The following is a 17,504-nucleotide window of genomic DNA, read 5'->3' on the forward strand; positions in this document are numbered from 1 at the left end:
GCTTTCGTGGGGGCGTGGGACATGTTCTTTAACCTCGACCGGTACTAACTCATCTTTTCTTGCCGACAGGGTCGGCCCGGCCGGCCGACCTGGACGTCCTCAGCTCGGGCCGCGCCCCTCTCGGCGGGTATCGGCCGTGGCGAGGCGGGCTGTCACCAGATGCGCACGCTCCCGTACAGTCCGTGGTGCCAACGGCCCCGTCAGGGCCGAGCCCAGCGGCTGAACAGGAGAAGACCGTGGCCACCGAAGCCAGCCTCGGCCCCGTCCCGCACGCTCCCGGTACGGGACGGCCGGTCCCCGAAGCCGAGCCCGCACTCGTGGAGCGGTGGCGTTCCGGGGGAGGCGAACTGGTCGATCTGCTGGCCCAGGTGCGTGAGCGGTTAGGCGGTATCGCCGCGTTCCGCCTCGGGCTGGGCCCTACCGTCCTCGTCGCCGACCCGCAGGCGGTCCAACACGTACTCGCCCGGCATCCGGACCGGTACGTCAAGCGCTCCCACCGCGCCCGCCTGCTGATCGGCGACGGCGTCCTCGCTGCCACCGGAGTGGCGTGGAAGCGGCAACGCCGCTTGTTGCAGTCCCAGTTCACCGGTACCGGGATGCGCCGCTACGAAACGCGGATCACCGAGGCCGCCCGGATCACCGCCGAACGCTGGGACGGGTACGCCCGCACCGGGCAGACCCTCGATGTCGGGCGGGAGATGCGCCGCTTCGGTCTGGACACCATCTGGCGCTCCCTCACCGGGCACCCCCTCGATGACGCGACCGAGCGCGAACTGGCCGCTGTGGCAGCCGTGGTGGCCGCCCTTCCGACTCTGCCCGCCGATGTCACCGACGCCCAGGACGCCGTTGCCGCCGACCTCGCCCGGATCGACGCGGTCGCCCGGCACGCCATCGAGACCGCCCGCAGCGGGGCGACCGGCCCCGACGGCCCGGGCCTGCTGCACATCCTGGTCGACGCCGCCACCGACCGCCCCGAGTACACCGACCGGCTGATCCGCGACGAGCTGGTCACGTTGCTCGTCGCCGGTCATGAGACCACCGCCACCACCCTGACCTGGCTCTACCTGCTCCTCGACCGCTACCCCGCCGCCCGCGAACAGGCCCTTGCCGCCGGCGGCGAAGGCTCGGCGCAACGCCGCCAGGCCATCCAGGCTCTGATCCACGAGACGCTCCGGCTCTATCCGTCCGCCTGGATCCTGCCCCGCTACGCCGCCGAGGACGACACCCTCGCCGGCTACGCCATTGAGGCGGGCACCGACATCCTGATCTGCCCGTACCTCACGCACCGCGATCCCGAACTGTGGCCGGACCCGGAGAGCTTCGCCCCCCGGCGCTTCACCACCCCGGACGGCCGCCCCACCCACCCGGGCGCCTACCTCCCCTTCGGAATCGGCCCCCGCGCCTGCCTCGGTCTGCAGTTCGCGCTCCGCGAATCGACCGTCCTGCTCGAACACCTGCTGCCGGCCCACACCCTGGCTTTCCAGTCCACCCCCACGAAGGCGGAGTACAGCATCACCGTCCGTCCGGCCGGCCCCACCCCCGCAACATTGGAACCGCCGCTCACCTGAAGTAGGCCAGAACACAGTCCAGTTGTTCCGCCCAGTCCTTCAGGCGCCCAAGGACCCAAATTCCGGCTGGAGTTGAGTCGTACCGAGACCGTGCTCAGGACCGGGTCGCCGGTCAGCGTGGTGCGACAGGAGCCAGCTCGGCATCGGGCCCCACTGCCGAGTGCAGCCGTGCGTAGGCTCCTTCGGCGGCCAGGAGCTGGTCATGGGTGCCGCGTTCGACGATGCGGCCGCCTTCCATGACGACGATGAGGTCCGCGTCGCGGATGGTGGACAGCCGGTGGGCGATGACGAAGCTGGTGCGGCCCGCGCGCAGCTCGTGTGCCGCACGCTGGATGAGGACCTCCGTGCGGGTGTCGACGGAGCTGGTCGCCTCGTCCAGGAGCAGGATCGAGGGCCGGGCAAGGAAGGCCCTGGCAATGGTGATGAGCTGCTTCTCGCCCGCGCTGACGTTGGTCGACTCCTCGTCCAGGAGCGTGTCGTAGCCGTCCGGCAGGGTGCGGATGAAGCGGTCCGCGCACGTGGCGCGGGCGGCGGCCACGATCTCCTCGCGAGTGGCCTCGGGGCGCCCGTAGGCGATGTTCTCGGCGATGGTGCCGGAGAAGAGCCAGGCGTCTTGGAGCACCAGGCCGATGTGGGAGCGCAGGTCCTCGCGGGTCAGGGTGGTGATATCGGTGCCGTCCAGGAGAATGCGCCCCTCGTCGGTCTCGTAGAACCGCGTGAGGAGGTTGCCCAGGGTCGTCTTGCCCGCGCCGGTCGGACCGACGACCGCCACGGTCTGGCCGGGTTCGACGGTGAGGGAGAGGTCCTCGATGAGGGGGGTGTCGGGGGAGTAGCGGAAACGGACCTTCTCGAACTGGACGTGTCCGCAGGGCTTTTGGAGGCGCGCGGGGCGATCGGGGTCGGGCCCCTGTTCGTCGGCGTCCAGGAGGTCGTGGATCCGCTCCGCGGAGGCGAGGGCGGACTGCAGGCGGGCGGCGATGCCGGCGACCTCGACGATCGGCTGGCTGAACTGCCGGGAGTAGAGGATGAACGCCTGGACGTCGCCGATGGACAGGGCCCCGGCGACCACGCGCAGCGCGCCGGCGACCGCCACGACGACATAGCCGAGGTTGGAGACGAACATCATCGACGGCTCGATGGCGCCGGAGACGAACTGGGCCCGCGCGCCGGCGCGGTAGAGGGCCTCGTTGTGCTCGTCGAAGGCGCGCTCGGCCTGCTCGCGCCGCCCGAAGCCCTTGACCAGCGCGTGCCCGGTGTAGACCTCCTCGACATGGGCGTTCAGCGTTCCGGTGGCGGACCACTGCTGGGCGAACCGCGGCTGTGCGCGCTTGCTGATCCGGGCCGCGAGCACGGCCGACACCGGTACGCAGGCCAGCATGATCAGTGCCAGCAGCGGCGAGATGACGAACATCAGCACCAGCATGCTCAGTACGGAGAACACCGCCGTGATCAGCTGGCTGAGGGTCTGCTGGAGGGTCTGCTGGAGGTTGTCGACGTCGTTGGTCACCCGGCTGAGCACCTCGCCCGCCGGGTGGCGGTCGAAGTACCGCAGCGGCAGGCGGGCGAGCTTGTCCTCCAGGGACCCGCGCAGTGCGAAGACCACACGCTGGACGACGGTCGTGACCAGCCGCCCCTGGAGGAGGGTGAGGAAGGAGGCGGCGGCGAAGAGCGCGAGGGCGATCAGCAGCACTCGGGCGATGCCGTCGAAGTCAACTCCCTTGGATCCATGTGATCCAGGGGAGTGCTGGATGCCGTCGAAGATGAGGTCGGTGGCTCTGCCGAGGAGCATCGGGCCCGACGCGTTGAGCGCGACGCCGCCGAGGCCGAGGGCGACCGCCGCAGCCACCAGGGCGCGATGCGGCCGCAGCAGTCCCAGGGTGCGGCGGGCGGGGCCGCGCCGCCCGTGCCTAGGGCCGTCCGTCGAGACCATGGACAGCCTCCTGAAGGGTCGTGGCGGCTCCGGCGTCCGGGCCGGATTCGCCGTAGTGGCCGGTGATCGCGGTGAGTTGGGACCGGGCGATGTCCCGGTACGCCGTACTGGTGCGCAGCAGCTCGTCGTGCGTTCCGGTGGCGGCCACCCGTCCCGCGTCCAGGACCACGATGCGCTGTGCGTGTTGGACGGTGCTGACGCGCTGGGCGACGGTGAGCACCGTCGCCCGGGAGATCTCCGGCTCCAGGGCGGCCCGCAGCGCGGCGTCCGTGGCGTGGTCCAGCGCGGAGAAGCAGTCGTCGAAGAGATAGATGTCCGGCCTGCGCAGCAGGGTGCGGGCGATCGCCAGGCGCTGCCGCTGCCCGCCGGACACATTGGTGCCGCCCTGGGCGATCGGCGAGTTCAGCCCCTCGGGCAGTCGCTGTACGAAATTGCGGGCCTGGGCGATCTCCAGCGCATGCCAGAGTTCGTCGTCGGTGGCACCCGGGTCGCCGAAGCGCAGATTGCCGGCGACGGTGCCGGAGAAGAGGTACGGCCGCTGCGGTACGAAGCCGACGGTGTGGCGCAGTACCTCCGCGTCCAGTGTGCGGACATCGACGCCGTTGACATGGACGGAGCCGCCGGTGGCGTCGAAGTGCCGCAGCACGAGATTGAGCAGGGTGGTCTTGCCGCTGCCGGTGCTGCCGAGGATCGCCACCGTCTCGCCGGGCCCGGCGCTCAGATCGATCCCGCGCAGCACCGGCTCCTCCGCCCCCGGATAGCGGAACTCCGCGCGGCTCAAGGCCAGTTGGCCGACCGCGGGCACGACGCGTACGGGCTCGCGCGGCGCCGCCACGCTCGGCTCCGTCGCCAGTACCCGCTGGATGCGCTCGGCCGAGACCCTCGCGCGCGGCATCGCCAGACACACGAAGGTCACCATCACCACCGACATCAGGATCAGCGTCAGATAGCTCAGAAACGCGCTGAGCGCACCGAACCGCATCGCCCCGGCGTCGATACGGTGGGCCCCGAACCACAGCACGGCCGCCATGAAGGCATTGAGGACCAGCAGCACGACGGGGACGATGGTTGCCAGCAGCCGGCCGACGCGCAGCGAGATGTCGCGCAATTCGGAATTGGTGCGGCGGAATCTCGCGCCTTCATGGGCGTCGCGTACAAACGCCCGTACGACGCGGACTCCGGTAATGCGTTCGCGCAGCAGTCCGTTGATGTGGTCCAGGTATTTCTGCATACGGGCGTAGAACGGATCGGTGCGGCCGAGAATGAGGCCGAAGGACATTCCGATGGCCACCATCAGTGCCACCAGGAGCAGGGAGAGCGGAATGTCCTGCTGGAGCGCGAGCGCGATACTGCCCAGGCACATCAGCGGAGCCGATACGGCGACGCCGAGCGCGGACAGCGCCAGCATCTGTACCTGCTGCACGTCGTTGACGGTCCGCGTCATCAGCGACGGAGTGCCGAACTGCCCGACCTCGCGAGCCGAGAAGTCCAGCACCCGGCGGAAAACGGCCGAGCGTATGTCGCGGCCCATCGCCATGGCAGTTCGGGCACCCAGCGACACCGCGCCCACGGACGCCGTGATCTGGACGAGCGCCACGGCCAGCATGCCCAGGCCCGTCCGGGTGATGTAGCCGCTGTCGGCCTTGATGACGCCGTTGTCGATGATCACGGCGCCCAGCGTCGGCAGGGCCAAAGTGGCCAGGATCTGCGCCAGTTGCAGCAGCGCCAGCAGGGCGACGGATCGCCGGTGGGGCCGCAGATGGGTTCGCAGAATTCTGAGCAGCACCGGGCGACGCTCCAGGAGACGGGCAGACCCGGTCGGCGGTATGGGTGAGGGTGCCGACCGGGCCTGGACGGGGAACACCCGAACAGTGCAGCGCACCGCACACCGGAAAATCCCTAGTGTCCCGGCGGCATGGTGTCCCGGGGTCGTACCGGATCCGGCGGCGCACTTCTCGACAGGCCGGAAAGACACGGTGGTTGGGACTCGGAAATTCCCTAGTGTGCCCGGAATTCCTTGACACCGCGACCGGCTGCTTGGAAGCGTGCGATTACCCAGCGTCTGGACCGTGGCGCATTCGACGTCATTGGATGTCATTCGATGTCATTCAAAACCAAGAGGTCAAGTAGCCGATTCGGCTCTGCGTTTGGGCGTTCTGTCCTATGCGGAGGAAGGAAATGAGATGTCCAAGCGTGCGCTGATCACCGGAATTACCGGGCAGGACGGCTCCTATCTGGCCGAGCACCTGCTCGCGCAGGGGTACCAGGTGTGGGGCCTGATACGGGGTCAGGCGAACCCCCGCAAGTCCCGGGTCAGCCGACTTGTCTCCGAACTGTCCTTTGTGGACGGCGACTTGATGGATCAGGCCAGCCTGGTCTCCGCTGTCGACAAGGTGCAGCCCGACGAGGTCTACAACCTCGGTGCGATTTCCTTCGTCCCGTTGTCCTGGCAGCAGGCCGAACTCGTCACCGAGATCAACGGCATGGGCGTACTGCGCATGCTTGAGGCGATCCGCATGGTCAGCGGCCTGAACGGCTCGCGTGGCGGCGGCAGCGGCCAGATGCGCTTCTACCAGGCGTCCTCGTCGGAGATGTTCGGCGCGGTCGCGGAGACCCCGCAGTGCGAGACCACCATCTTCCGCCCGCGCAGCCCCTACGGCGTCGCGAAGACCTACGGGCACTTCATCACCCGCAACTACCGTGAGTCCTTCGGCATGTACGCCGTCTCCGGCATGCTGTTCAACCACGAATCCCCCCGCCGTGGCGCGGAGTTCGTGACCCGGAAGATCTCCCTCGCGGTGGCCCGCATCAAGCTCGGCTACCAGGACAAGCTGTCCCTGGGCAACCTCGACGCCGTACGCGACTGGGGTTTCGCCGGGGACTACGTCCGTGCCATGCACCTGATGCTCCAGCAGGACGAGCCGGGCGACTACGTGATCGGAACCGGCCAGATGCACTCGGTCCGCGACGCCGTCCGCATCGCCTTCGAGCATGTGGGCCTGAACTGGGAGGACTACGTCCACATCGACCCCTCGCTGGTGCGCCCGGCCGAGGTGGAGATCCTGTGCGCGGACGCCGAGCGCGCCCGTACCCAGCTGGACTGGGAGCCCACCGTCGACTTCCCCGAACTGATGCGCATGATGGTCGACTCCGATCTGCGCCAGGCGTCCCGCGAGCGGGAGTACGGGGATCTGCTGCTGGCCGGCAGCTGGTAGCCGGGCGCACGGAATACCGTTCCTGGAGACAGCGAGGTGGAGCCAGCCTTCGTGCCCGCCGTCACGCGGAGCACGGACACTAGGTAATTTCCCGCGCTCCTCCTTGTGGAATGGACGTGTGGAACACCGGAGCCGGTGATCGGCCGCCGCATCCCGGCGGACCGGTCCGGCGTCCATCGCGAGGAGGAGGAACCAGCACCATGACGACGACCACGGCGGAAGGGCTCTGGGCCAGGTGCTACCACCCGGCTCCGCACCATCGGCGCCAGCTCATCTGCTTTCCGCACGCGGGCGGTTCGGCCTCCTTCTTCTTCCCCGTGTCGGCACAGCTGTCGCCCGTGGCGGAGGTGCTGTCGGTGCAGTACCCCGGCCGCCAGGACCGGCGCACCGAGACCAGCCCCAGCGACATCGCGACCATGGCCGATCAGGTGTATGCGGCTCTGCGGGACCGGCTCGGGTCGCGGCCGACGGCGTTCTTCGGGCACAGCATGGGCGCGATGGTCGCGTTCGAGGTGGCCCGGCGGCTGGAGGCCGACGGCGGCGAACTGACGCACTTCTTCGCCTCGGGGCGGCGCGCGCCCTCGCGCTACCGCGCGGAGGGCGTGCACCGGCGCGACGACGACGGGATCGTCGCCGAGCTGAAGCTGCTCTCCGGTACGGACGCCTCGCTGCTGGGCGACGAGGAGTTCCTGCGCATGATCCTCCCTGCGATCCGCAGCGACTACACCGCGGTGGAGACCTACCGCTGCGACCCCGGGGCGGCGATCAAGGCGCCGATCACCGCGTTGACGGGTGACAACGACCCCAAGACCACACTGGAGGAGGCCGAGGACTGGCGCGCGCACACCACGGGCGCGTTCGACCTCCACGTCTATCCGGGCGGTCACTTCTTCCTCAGCTCGCAGGCCCCGGCCGTACTGGCGCTGCTGCGTGAACATCTCACCGCCGCCGAGGAGTTGACGCGCTGAGGTGGTTCCTGGCACGGAGTCTGTTGATCATGTACGCTGGCGCACGTCGGACATCACTCTTTAGGGTGATTTACAGCACGATGTGGTGACGCCCCGTCGCATCCGTTGTGTCTCGGAGGCGCGAGGAGCCCTATGGTGCGAGACCGGAGCGTCAATTCCTGCTTAAGCAGCATCCTGGTCGGCCGAGCCGATGACGTGGAGACCCTCAACCGCCTTGCCCACGCGGCACGTTGGGGGCGTGCGAGCTCGGCGGTCGTGACCGGTCCGACCGGAATCGGCAAGTCCGCTCTCCTGCGTGCTTTCCTCAGCGGGGACGCCTGCCGGCATGCGACGGTTCTGCACGGCACCTGCGAGGAGGGCGCCTCGGGCGACTCCTTAGGCGGCTTACGCACCCTGCTCGGCCCGACCGCGCAGGACGCCTCCCCCGAAGACGCCGCCCTCCTCGCCCTCGCCCCCGGCGCGCTGGCCGGTGAGCCGCCGCACGCCCCCGCCGTCCAGTGCGCGTTCCACGGCCTGTACCGCTTCGCGGTGAACGCGCTGAGCCGCCGCCCGCTCGTCCTGGCCCTGGACGACGTCCACCACTGTGACGAACTCTCCCTGCGCTGGCTGGACTTCCTGCTGCGCCGGGCCGAGGGCCTCCCCCTGCTCGTCGTCCTCACCCGGCAGGAGGAGGTCACCGCCCTCGCTCACGGCGCCCCGGTCCACCACGCCCTGGCGGACCTCACCGCCTGCCGCCGCACCACGACGCTGCGCCTGCGGCCGCTGACCGAGCCGGATGTCGCCGAGGTCGTACGGCAGTTCTTCCCGGCGCCCGCCGCCCCCGCCTTTGTCACCCGCGCCTGGGTCGTGACCGGCGGTAACCCTCGCCTCCTGGACCGCCTGCTGCGCGAACTGCGGGCCGAGGGCGTCGGTTCGGGTGCGGGCGGCGCCGACCGGATCGCCGAGACCGGCGGTCGCGTCCTGGCACGCTGGGCACGCGAACTCCTGGACCGCCGGCCGCCCTGGGTCGGCGAGGTCGCGCGGGCGGTGGCGGTCCTCGGCGAGCGAGGCGCCGACCACGTCGGCCCCCTGGCCGCCGTCCCCGCCGATGTCGTGGAGGATGCCCTGACGGTGCTGCGCGAGGCCGGACTGCTGACGCCCGGCGGCAGGCACCTGGCGGACGGCGCGGTGCGCACGGCGGTGCTGGCGCCCCTGGACGCCCAGGCGCTGTCGGGCCTGCGCACCCGGGCGGCCCTGTTCCTGAGCGACGCGGGCCGGCCCGCCGAAGAGGTCGCCGACCACCTCCTGCCGCTGCCCTCGATATCCGAACCATGGATGCCCGGCGTCCTGCTGGAGGCCGCCGTCCGGGCCGAGGCGCGCGGCGCCCCGGAGGCGGCGGCCCGCTACCTGTACCGGGTGCTGGAAGTGGACCCCGACAGCGTGGAGGTCCGCGTCCGGCTGGCCCGAGCACTGGCCGAGACCGACCCGCCCGAGGCCATCGCCCTGCTCCGCGGAGCGCTGGCGCCCACCGTCGACATCCGCACCCGGGCGAGGATCGCCGCGCAGTTCGGCACGACCTGCCTGGCCGCGCGCGAAGGCTCCGCCGCCCTGGGCATGCTCGAAGACGTCCTGGACGCCCTCGACGCCGAACTCGGCCCCGACCTCCTGCCCGCCGACCGGGAACTGCGCATGCTCGTCGAGTCGGTGCTGCTGATCGTCGGCTCACACGGCCGCAGCACGGTCGCCGCGATACGGAAGCGGGCCGCGGCGATGACCATGCCCGAGGGCGACACCCCCGCCCAGCGCCAGAAGCTGGCGGCGATGGCCGTACTGACGGCACTCGACGACCCGGCCCCCGAACCGGCGGTGAAGTCCGCCCTGCGCGCGGCCCGCTGCCCCCAACTCCCGCTGAAAAGCTGGTCCCTGATCAACTCCGCCTTCGTCCTGGGCCTCGCCGACCGCACCGAGGACGCGCTGTACGCGCTGGACAGTCTCCTGCACCACGGCCGAGAGAACTCCGCCGGCTGGACCTACACCCTGGCCCTGTCCACCCGCGCCCTGCTCCTGCACGGCCTGGGCGCACTCCCGGACGCGCTCGCGGACGCCAGGGCGGCGGTGCAGATCATCGCCGCGGAACCGTGGGGCGAGATGGTGGTCCTGCCGCGCCTGGCCCTGGCGGGCGTACTGGTGGACCGGGGCGAGGCGGCGCGTGCCGAGAAGCTGCTGACCAGCACCGGACCCGCCTGGCGCGACCAGTACGTATGGACCTACCCCCGTTACCTCTTGGCCCACGGCCGTGCCCGCCACGCCTTGGGGGACGCGGAGGGAGCACTGGCGCTGTTCCGCGAGTGCGGCAGGTCACTGGAGGAGGACGGAGTGCGCCACGCGGCATACGTGCCCTGGTGGGCGGAGGCGGCCTGCGTGCTCGCGGAACTGGGCCGCGCCGAGGAGGCCGAGGAGCCCGCCGCGCACGGCACGCGGCTCGCACGGCGCTGGGGCACCCCGCGCGTCCTCGGCCTGGCCGCCCTGGCCCGCGGCGTGGCCACCCCCGGTGAGGAGGGCGTGGAACTGCTGGGCGAGGCGGTGCGGGAACTGTCCGCCTCGCCGGCCCGCGTCGAACACGCCCGCGCCGAACTCGTCCTGGGACAGGTCCTGTTGGCGGCCGGCGACCGGCGCGCCGCGCGCGAGCACCTGCGTGCCGCGTCCGACCTCGCCCAGCGTTGCGGCGCCCTCGCACTGGGCCAGAACGCCCGCGGCGCCCTGCTGGAGGCGGGCGGCCGCATGCGGAAGATGACCGCCTCGCCCCTGGACCTGCTCACCAGCATGGAACGCAAGGTCGCCGGCCTCGCAGCCGGCGGCGCCGGAAACCGCTCGATCGCACAGTCGCTGTACGTCTCCGTACGCACGGTCGAGACGCATCTGACAAGCGTGTACCGCAAGTTGGACATTGCCGAGCGCGCCCAGCTCGCCGCGGTTCTCCGCTCGCCGGGCGTCCGCGGGGCGCGGGCGCCACGGCAGGCGTCGCGGCCGCGCGGACAGCGCTGAAGGCGGACGAGGTGATGTCTATGACAGGGCTGAAGAACGACCAGCTATACGCTGGGTTTATACGGGCGGGGCGTCGGCGCACCGATCCACCCTTGCTCGAACGTGAGGAGGGGCAAGCGCAGTTGAGGCAGGTGGTGGCCGCGCTCGGCGAAGGTCGCCCCGCCGTCGTCTCCGTGACCGGCCGCCCCGGCTTCGGCCACAACGCCCTGCTGCGCTGGACCGCCCGCCTCGCGGAGGAGAGCTCGGTACGCGTCCTGCGCGTCAGCGGCTCCCTGGCCGAACGCGACCTGCGCTACGGAGCCGTGACCCAACTCCTCACCCCCTTGGGTGAGTTGACCGAACGTTCCCTGCGGGCCCTGCGCGGGCACCACGAGCCGGACGGCCTGCCGGGCCTGCCCGAACTCCTGCACACCGCCCGCCACACACCCACGCTCGTGACGCTGGAGGACGCACAGTGGGTGGACACGGCCTCCCTGCACTGGCTGCAGGCCCTGGTGCGCCGCCTGTCCACCGGCATCCCCCTCGCACTGCTCATCGGCCGCACCGGCCTGGACCCGCACGGCCCCGACTGGCTGGCCGAAGCCGCCTCCTCCGCGCGGCTGACCCGCCATCTCACCGTCCGTCCACTGAGCTCTCGCGCGGTCGCCGCCCTCGCCGAGCAGATCTGCGGCACCCCCTGCGACGACGCGTTCGCCGCCGCGGCCACCCAGGCGTCCCACGGCAGCCCCGCCGTACTGCACGCGGCCCTGCACTGCTTCGCCGACGCCGGCCACCGGCCGACCGCCGACCGCATCCCGCAGCTGCGCACCCTGATCACCGGCATCATCGGCGACCGCGCCGGGCGCGCCCTGCGCGGACTGACCGACGAGGCCACCGCCGTCCTGCGCGCGCTGGCCGTCGCCGGTGACCTGCTGGACTTCCCCCTGATCTGTTCCCTGGCCGGGCTGCGCACCGTACGCGATTCCCGGCTGCGCGCGGCGCTGGAAATGGCCGGCTTCACCATCCCCGACGGCTCCTACGAACGCATCCGCCTGGCCGTCGTCCAGGCCCGCATCCTGGAGGACACGCCCGCCGCCGAACGCGCCGCCCTGCACGCCCGCGCCGCCCACCTCGCCTACCGGGCCGTGGCCGACGACGAGGACATCGCCCGCCTCCTCCTCCAGGCACCCCCCATCGGCGAGCCCTGGGCGGTCCACGCCCTGCGCGGCGGCTTCGACGCCGCCGTGCGCCGAGGCGAATTCGCCCGCGCCACCGCCTGCCTGAGGCGCGCCCTGGACGAGCCCCAAGACCCCCTTCAGCACGCGCAGATCGGCCTCGACCTGGCCAGCGCCGAGGCCGTGGCCGCCCCTGAAGCCGGCGACCGCAGACTCACCACCCTCGTCCACGCTCCGGGCGAGGGCGAACCATGGGCCCAACTCCGCGTACGGGCCCTGGACATGGGCCTGGCCCGCGGCGACGACTCCTGGGGCCGCCGCGCAGCCGCCCAAGCCCTCGCCACCGCCCACGGCAGCGAGCGCGACGACCTGATCGCGCTGCACTGGTACGCCGCCGAGATCGGGCCCGAGGTCACCGACGTCCCCGACCTGCCCGAACACCCCCTCGCCCCCGCCCAGGCCGGCATCCGCGCCTGGCAGCTCGCCGCACGCGGCCGGCACCGCGAACAGGCCGCGGACCTGGCCCGCCACGCCCTGGAAGCAGGCAACGCCGCACCCGTAGTGCCCCGCCTGGTCGCCGCCAGGGCACTGTGGCTCACCGACGCCGCCACCGAAGCCGAGGACCGCCTCGCCGCCATCGTCGCCGAACTGGGCCGCCGCCACTGCCACCCCACTCTCGCTCGCGCCCTGGTCCTGAGCGCCGAACTGCACCTGCGCGGCGGCCGCCTGGACGCCGCCGAACGCGCCGCGGACGCCGCCGAACGGGCACTGCCCGCCGCTGCCTGGCACCCCTTGGCCGCCCCGCACCTCATGGCCGTACGCACCGTCATCGCCCTGGAGACCAGCCGCCGCGACGAGGCCCGCGCCCTGTGCGACGCACCCATGCCGCCCGGCTCCGAATACGGCGCCCACTGGTCCTACCTGCTGTACGCCCGCGCCCGCGTGGCCACAGACGAAGGACGCTGGGCCCAGGCCGTCGAACTGTTCAAGGAGAGCGGACGCTGGCTGCTGCGCAAACAATGGACCAACCCCATCGTGCTGCCCTGGCGTTCGCTGGCCGCCCGGGCCTGTCTCCCACTCGGCGACCACGAACAGGCCCAGCGCCTGATCCAGGAGGAACTCACCCTCGCCCGCCAATGGGGCGCCCCCAGCGCACTGGGCCTGGCCCGCCTGTGCGCCGAATCCCTCGACCATCAGGAACCGGCCGTCGACGTCCGCGCATTCCCGCGCATCCCGCGCGGCCTGCCCACCCGGCTCACCTACGCCTGGGTCCTGGCCGAACTCGCCACCGCGGAAGTAACCAAGGGCGACCGCGCCACCGCGGCCCGCCTGCTGACCGAACTGTCCCACCGCACCGTCACCCACTCCTCCAGCCGCCTGGCCGAGCGCGTGCGCTGGCTGACCGACCGCGTGGAACAGCCCGCTGCCCCCGACGACGCCGACCTTCCCCAGGAGTGGGCCGCCCTGTCGCCCGCCGAGCGGCAGACCGCCGAACTGGCCCGCCGCGGCCTGAGCAACCGAGAGATCGCCGAACAGCTCTCGGTGAGCCGGCGCACCGTCGAGCTACGGCTGAGCAGTACGTACAAAAAGCTGCACATCACCTCACGCGAGGGACTCCGCGCGAACGGAGCCAGCCGACCGAAAGGGACGTAACCGATGCTGTATGAGCGGGAATCCGAATTGGCCGGCATCGACACCGCAGTGCGACGGGCACAGGCGGGCCGTTCCTCCGTACTGCTGCTGACCGGCCCCCTGGGCATCGGCCGGTCCGCCCTCCTCCACGAGGTCGGCGCCCATCCACCCGACACCTTAAGAGTCTTACGGGCCAACGCCGCACCCATGGAGCAGGACTTCGCCTTCGGCATCGTCCACCAGCTCTTCGCCCCCCTCCTGGCCGGCGACCTCACCGCCCCCGGCTGCCAGGACACAGGCAGCACCCCCCGGCCGGTCCCCGCCGGCAGCCTCCCCGCTCTTGGCGACGAGGACGCCGCCGCCTCCGAAGCCGTCCTGCACGGCCTGCGGTCCCTGCTGGCCGAAGCCTGCGCCACCACCCCCGTACTCATCCTCGTCGACGACCTGCAGTGGGCCGACCTCCCTTCCCTGCGCTGGCTCGCCTATGTGGCCCGGCGCCCGCACGGGCTGCGCGCCGCCCTCGTGTGCACCCTGCGCGACGGCGACCCCCGCGCCCAGCACCCGCTCATCCGCGACATCGCGGACGCCGCCGACATCCTGCGTCCCGCCCCGCTCTCGCTCGACAGCACCCAGGCCCTGATCCACGACCACCTGGGCGAATCCCCCGACGACGCCTACGCCCGCGCCTGCCACGACACCTGCGCCGGCAACCCCCTCTTCCTCCAGTCCGTCCTGCGCGACCTGCCCCTGAGCGGCCACCGTCCCACCGCCGAACACGCCGACCAGGCCCGTATGCAACGCCCTGTTCAGCTCCGTGACCGCCTGGCCGGCTGCCTGTACACCCAGCCCGGCCCCGTACGCGACCTGGCCGCGGCCATCGCCGCCTTCGGTGACCACGGCGAGCCCGACCTCATCCAGCGCCACGCGCGACTGGACGGCATCGGCTACCAGCAGGCCCTGCGCACCCTGCACCACCTCGGCCTGCTCGCCGTCCACGACACCCCGCGCTTCATCCACCGCGTCGTCCGCGATGCCGTCGAATCCGCCCTCACCGTCGCCGAACGCGAACGCTCCCGGGACGCCGCGGCCGAACTCCTCCACCAGGCCGGCCGCCCCGCCGAACACGTCGCGGACCTGCTGATGGCCGGCACCGCCACCCACCGCCCGTGGGCCGTAGGGGTACTGCGGACGGCCGCGCACGCCGCGCTGCGCCACGGCGTGCCGGGCACCGCCGCCCGCTATCTGCAGCGCGCCCTGCTGGAGAGCACCGCGGGCGACGGCGAGCGCGCACGCCTGCTGATCGAGCTGGCCGGCGCCGAACGCGGCATCGACCCCGCCGCCTGCGAACGCCACATCAGCCAGGCCGTCCGCCTCCTGCCATCGGCCACCGACCGGGCCGCCGCCACCCTGCGCATCCCGCCCAACTTCCTGGGCGAGGCATCCCCCACGGTGATGGACCTGCTGCGCCGTGCCTCCGAAGACCTCGACCCCACGGCGCCGCACCAAGGACCTGCTCGCGAGATCGCCCTGGGCCTGGAAGCGCGCCTGTGGCACGCCGGGCACGAGAACCCGACGGAACTGACCGGTGCGGTGGAACGCCTGCGCGCACTGGGCACCCCGCCCCCGTTGGACACCGGCGGCGCCCGCGAACTGGCGGCCGTTCTGACCAACGCGGCGGTTCTCTCAAGTGCCGTGCCGGCACCGGACGTCGCGGCCCTGGCCGGACAGATCCTGGAACGCGAGCCGGTGACCGCCGCACGCGCCTGCACCGCACTACCGCTGGTCGCGGTGGCCCTGTACGCCGCCGACGCGGTGGAGGGCTTCAACACCCGCCTGTCCTGCGAGCAGCACTCCGACCGCCCGCATGCGGTGGTGCACGCCGAGAACGCCCTGATCCAGCTCGCCCGCGGCCGCCTGACCCAGGCCCGTGAACAGGGCGACCGGGCCGCCGAACTGGCCGACGCGGACTGGCGCGAGCCCACCGCCGTCGTCCGGGCCGCGGTGGCCATGGAAACCGGCGACATCCAGCTGATCGAACGCCTCCTTGAAGACGCCAAGCAGCGCTGGCCGGACAGCCTCGCCCTGACGGCCATGCTGCAACTCCTCAAAGCCTCGCTCGACGCCCGCCGCGGCCGCGGCGTCCACGCCCTGGAATCCCTGTTGGCCTGCGGCCGCCAACTGGAAGCGGCCGGCTGGCGCAACTCCGCCCTCTATCCCTGGCGGCCCCGCGCCATCGTCCTCCACCACCGCCTGGGCGAGTCCCGCCCGGCCCTGGCCCTGGCGGAAGAAGAACTGGCCTGGGCGCGGCAGTGGGCGGCCCCCGCCGCCCTCGGCCGCGCCCTGCGCCTGAAGGCCCTCCTGCCCGGGGGAGGGGGCGTCCCGGCCCTGCGCGAGTCCGCTGAGATCCTCCGCACGTCCGCCAACACGCTCGAACTGACCCGTACGCTCCTCCAGTTGGGCCGAGCCCTGGAGAGCGGCAAGGAATCGAAGGCGGCGCTGCGCGAGGCCGCCGATCTCGCCACCGCCTGCGGCGCCCCCTGGCTGACCGAACGCGCCTGCGCGGCCCTGGGAACCGCCGCCCCGAGCGCGGAGGCATCGCTCACCCACAGCGAGCGCAAGGTCGTCTCTCTGGTGGGCCGGGGCCTGACCAATCAGGAAATCGCCGATGAACTGGGTGTGAGTACCCGTGCCGTGGAGAAACATCTGACCTCGTGTTACCGGAAGTTGGGTGTGGTGGGGCGACGCGAGCTGCTGGGAGGCCGGAGTGCGGGCAAGGCATCCGTGCCGCGCTGAGTACACCGTGGTGATTGCCTGTTACGGTGCGGCATACCGGCGGTAAGCGACGCGGGGTATTCGGGGGGACCGAATGGGCAACGGTGCGGGGTATTCGGGGGCAACGGCGCGGGGTATTCGGGAGGGCCGAAAGGGCAACGGCGCGAGGTGTTCGGGGGGACCGAAAAGGCGGGGCGGGACCGTACCTTGCGGGAGTGCGACCACAGGTTTAGCGGTGGGGGCCGGGTGAGCGTTGACGCTTGTCTGGACCAGTCGCTAGTGTCCATTGTGTCGGGTCGGGTTGAGATCCGAATTATTTTCCCGACAGCTGCCGGGCCTTCAGTTTGCCCGGCCCGTTCATTCTCCGGTTTTCTCTTTCTCGCTCGATCTCTCTTGTATTTCTGGTTTGCAGACGGGGGTTGGAAAGGATGTCGGTCTTTTGATGTTTTCTGCTCTGGAGGATTCTCCGCAGATTTCGGCAGGCCGGAGTGCGGTCGGCACGGTCGATGAGCTCGGCGCGGCGGGACGGCGGGAAGAGCGGCCGTCCTGCGACCAGCCGGGCGTGTGCATGGCCGTACTGGACCCGGCACTGACGATCCGTCAGGCCAACCAGGAGTTCTTCCGCCACTTCGCGACCCCCACCGCGGCTTCCGTCGACGTACTCGCCTCTTCCCCCTCCGAATCCTCGACAACGGCACCCGATGTCTGCGGGCGCAATTTCCGCGAACTGATGCATCCCAGCGTGCGGCAGCCGCTCATGCGGCAGTTCGAGCGGCTACTGAAGGGCCGCCGCGACCGGTTCGCCGCAGACGTGGTGGCGCTGCGGCCGACAGGAGACGCGTTCACCGGCAGGCTCACGGCCGCCGCCGTGAGCGACTACGCCCCCGACCCGGCCGGGGTTCTCGTTCTGATGCGGTCAGGAGAGAGCGCGGAGGACGACGCGGTGGTGGCGCCGCGAAAGAAATTACTCAGCGAAATCGACGCACGAATTCTGGAGGGAATCGCGGCGGGCTTGTCTACGATTCCACTGGCCTCCCGGCTGTATCTCAGCCGGCAGGGTGTGGAATATCACGTCACCGGACTGCTGCGGAAACTGAAGGTCCCCAATCGCGCGGCCTTGGTGTCCCGCGCGTATGCGATGGGGGTGTTGACGGTGGGAACCTGGCCGCCCCGTGTCGTGGACGATTTCATCAAGTAGCACACCCGCATTCCCGTGGTTCGCCGCGCGGACCAGCGGGCCG

General features: G+C 71.3%; 9 protein-coding genes. 7 read left to right on the forward strand and 2 right to left on the reverse strand.

What is annotated here, in order from left to right; all coding sequences use genetic code 11:
- The first annotated feature begins 236 nt into the window (after positions 1-236).
- Positions 237-1,568: a cytochrome P450 gene (locus tag AB0I10_RS30070; RefSeq protein WP_363155816.1), complete on the forward strand. Its 1,332-nt coding sequence runs from the start codon at positions 237-239 to the stop codon at positions 1,566-1,568.
- 112 nt (positions 1,569-1,680) lie between these two features.
- Here AB0I10_RS30070 and AB0I10_RS30075 read toward each other — a convergent pair whose 3' ends face one another.
- Positions 1,681-3,498 carry an ABC transporter ATP-binding protein gene (locus tag AB0I10_RS30075; protein WP_363155817.1) on the reverse strand — a complete coding sequence of 606 codons (1,818 nt, stop codon included), beginning with the start codon at positions 3,496-3,498 and terminating at the stop codon, positions 1,681-1,683.
- Positions 3,476-5,284, reverse strand: a complete 1,809-nt coding sequence (locus AB0I10_RS30080) for an ABC transporter ATP-binding protein (RefSeq protein ID WP_363155818.1) — start codon at positions 5,282-5,284, stop codon at positions 3,476-3,478. Before AB0I10_RS30080 ends, AB0I10_RS30075 begins: the two co-directional genes overlap by 23 nt.
- Positions 5,285-5,681: 397 nt before the next feature.
- Between AB0I10_RS30080 and AB0I10_RS30085 the strand changes: the two genes are divergently transcribed.
- The 6 genes from AB0I10_RS30085 to AB0I10_RS30110 all read left to right on the forward strand — a co-directional run bounded on the left by AB0I10_RS30085 (position 5,682) and on the right by AB0I10_RS30110 (position 17,461).
- The gene (locus tag AB0I10_RS30085) at positions 5,682-6,713 is read left to right on the forward strand and encodes a GDP-mannose 4,6-dehydratase (RefSeq protein ID WP_363155819.1); all 1,032 of its coding nucleotides are present in this window, start codon (positions 5,682-5,684) and stop codon (positions 6,711-6,713) included.
- A 200-nt stretch (positions 6,714-6,913) separates the two neighbouring features.
- Positions 6,914-7,681: an alpha/beta fold hydrolase gene (locus tag AB0I10_RS30090; protein ID WP_363155820.1), complete on the forward strand. Its 768-nt coding sequence runs from the start codon at positions 6,914-6,916 to the stop codon at positions 7,679-7,681.
- A 132-nt stretch (positions 7,682-7,813) separates the two neighbouring features.
- The gene (locus tag AB0I10_RS30095; protein WP_363155821.1) at positions 7,814-10,705 is read left to right on the forward strand and encodes an AAA family ATPase; all 2,892 of its coding nucleotides are present in this window, start codon (positions 7,814-7,816) and stop codon (positions 10,703-10,705) included.
- A 131-nt stretch (positions 10,706-10,836) separates the two neighbouring features.
- Positions 10,837-13,512, forward strand: a complete 2,676-nt coding sequence (locus AB0I10_RS30100) for a LuxR C-terminal-related transcriptional regulator (RefSeq protein ID WP_363155825.1) — start codon at positions 10,837-10,839, stop codon at positions 13,510-13,512.
- 3 nt (positions 13,513-13,515) lie between these two features.
- Positions 13,516-16,284: an AAA family ATPase gene (locus tag AB0I10_RS30105; RefSeq protein ID WP_363155822.1), complete on the forward strand. Its 2,769-nt coding sequence runs from the start codon at positions 13,516-13,518 to the stop codon at positions 16,282-16,284.
- Positions 16,285-16,564: 280 nt separating this feature from the next.
- Positions 16,565-17,461 (forward strand): LuxR C-terminal-related transcriptional regulator, encoded by an 897-nt coding sequence (locus tag AB0I10_RS30110; RefSeq protein ID WP_363155823.1) that lies wholly within the window; start codon positions 16,565-16,567, stop codon positions 17,459-17,461.
- Positions 17,462-17,504: the final 43 nt, after the last annotated feature.

Origin of the sequence: Streptomyces sp. NPDC050636 (assembly GCF_040654775.1) — a bacterium.
GTDB lineage: Bacteria > Actinomycetota > Actinomycetes > Streptomycetales > Streptomycetaceae > Streptomyces.

Excerpts from the sequence above, each read along its gene's own strand:
- AB0I10_RS30075 (WP_363155817.1), bottom strand. The coding sequence starts at position 3,498 with ATGGTCTCGACGGACGGCCCTAGGCACGGGCGGCGCGGCCCCGCCCGC.
- AB0I10_RS30085 (WP_363155819.1), top strand. The coding sequence starts at position 5,682 with ATGTCCAAGCGTGCGCTGATCACCGGAATTACCGGGCAGGACGGCTCC.
- AB0I10_RS30090 (WP_363155820.1), top strand. The coding sequence starts at position 6,914 with ATGACGACGACCACGGCGGAAGGGCTCTGGGCCAGGTGCTACCACCCG.
- AB0I10_RS30095 (WP_363155821.1), top strand. The coding sequence starts at position 7,814 with ATGGTGCGAGACCGGAGCGTCAATTCCTGCTTAAGCAGCATCCTGGTC.
- AB0I10_RS30105 (WP_363155822.1), top strand. The coding sequence starts at position 13,516 with ATGCTGTATGAGCGGGAATCCGAATTGGCCGGCATCGACACCGCAGTG.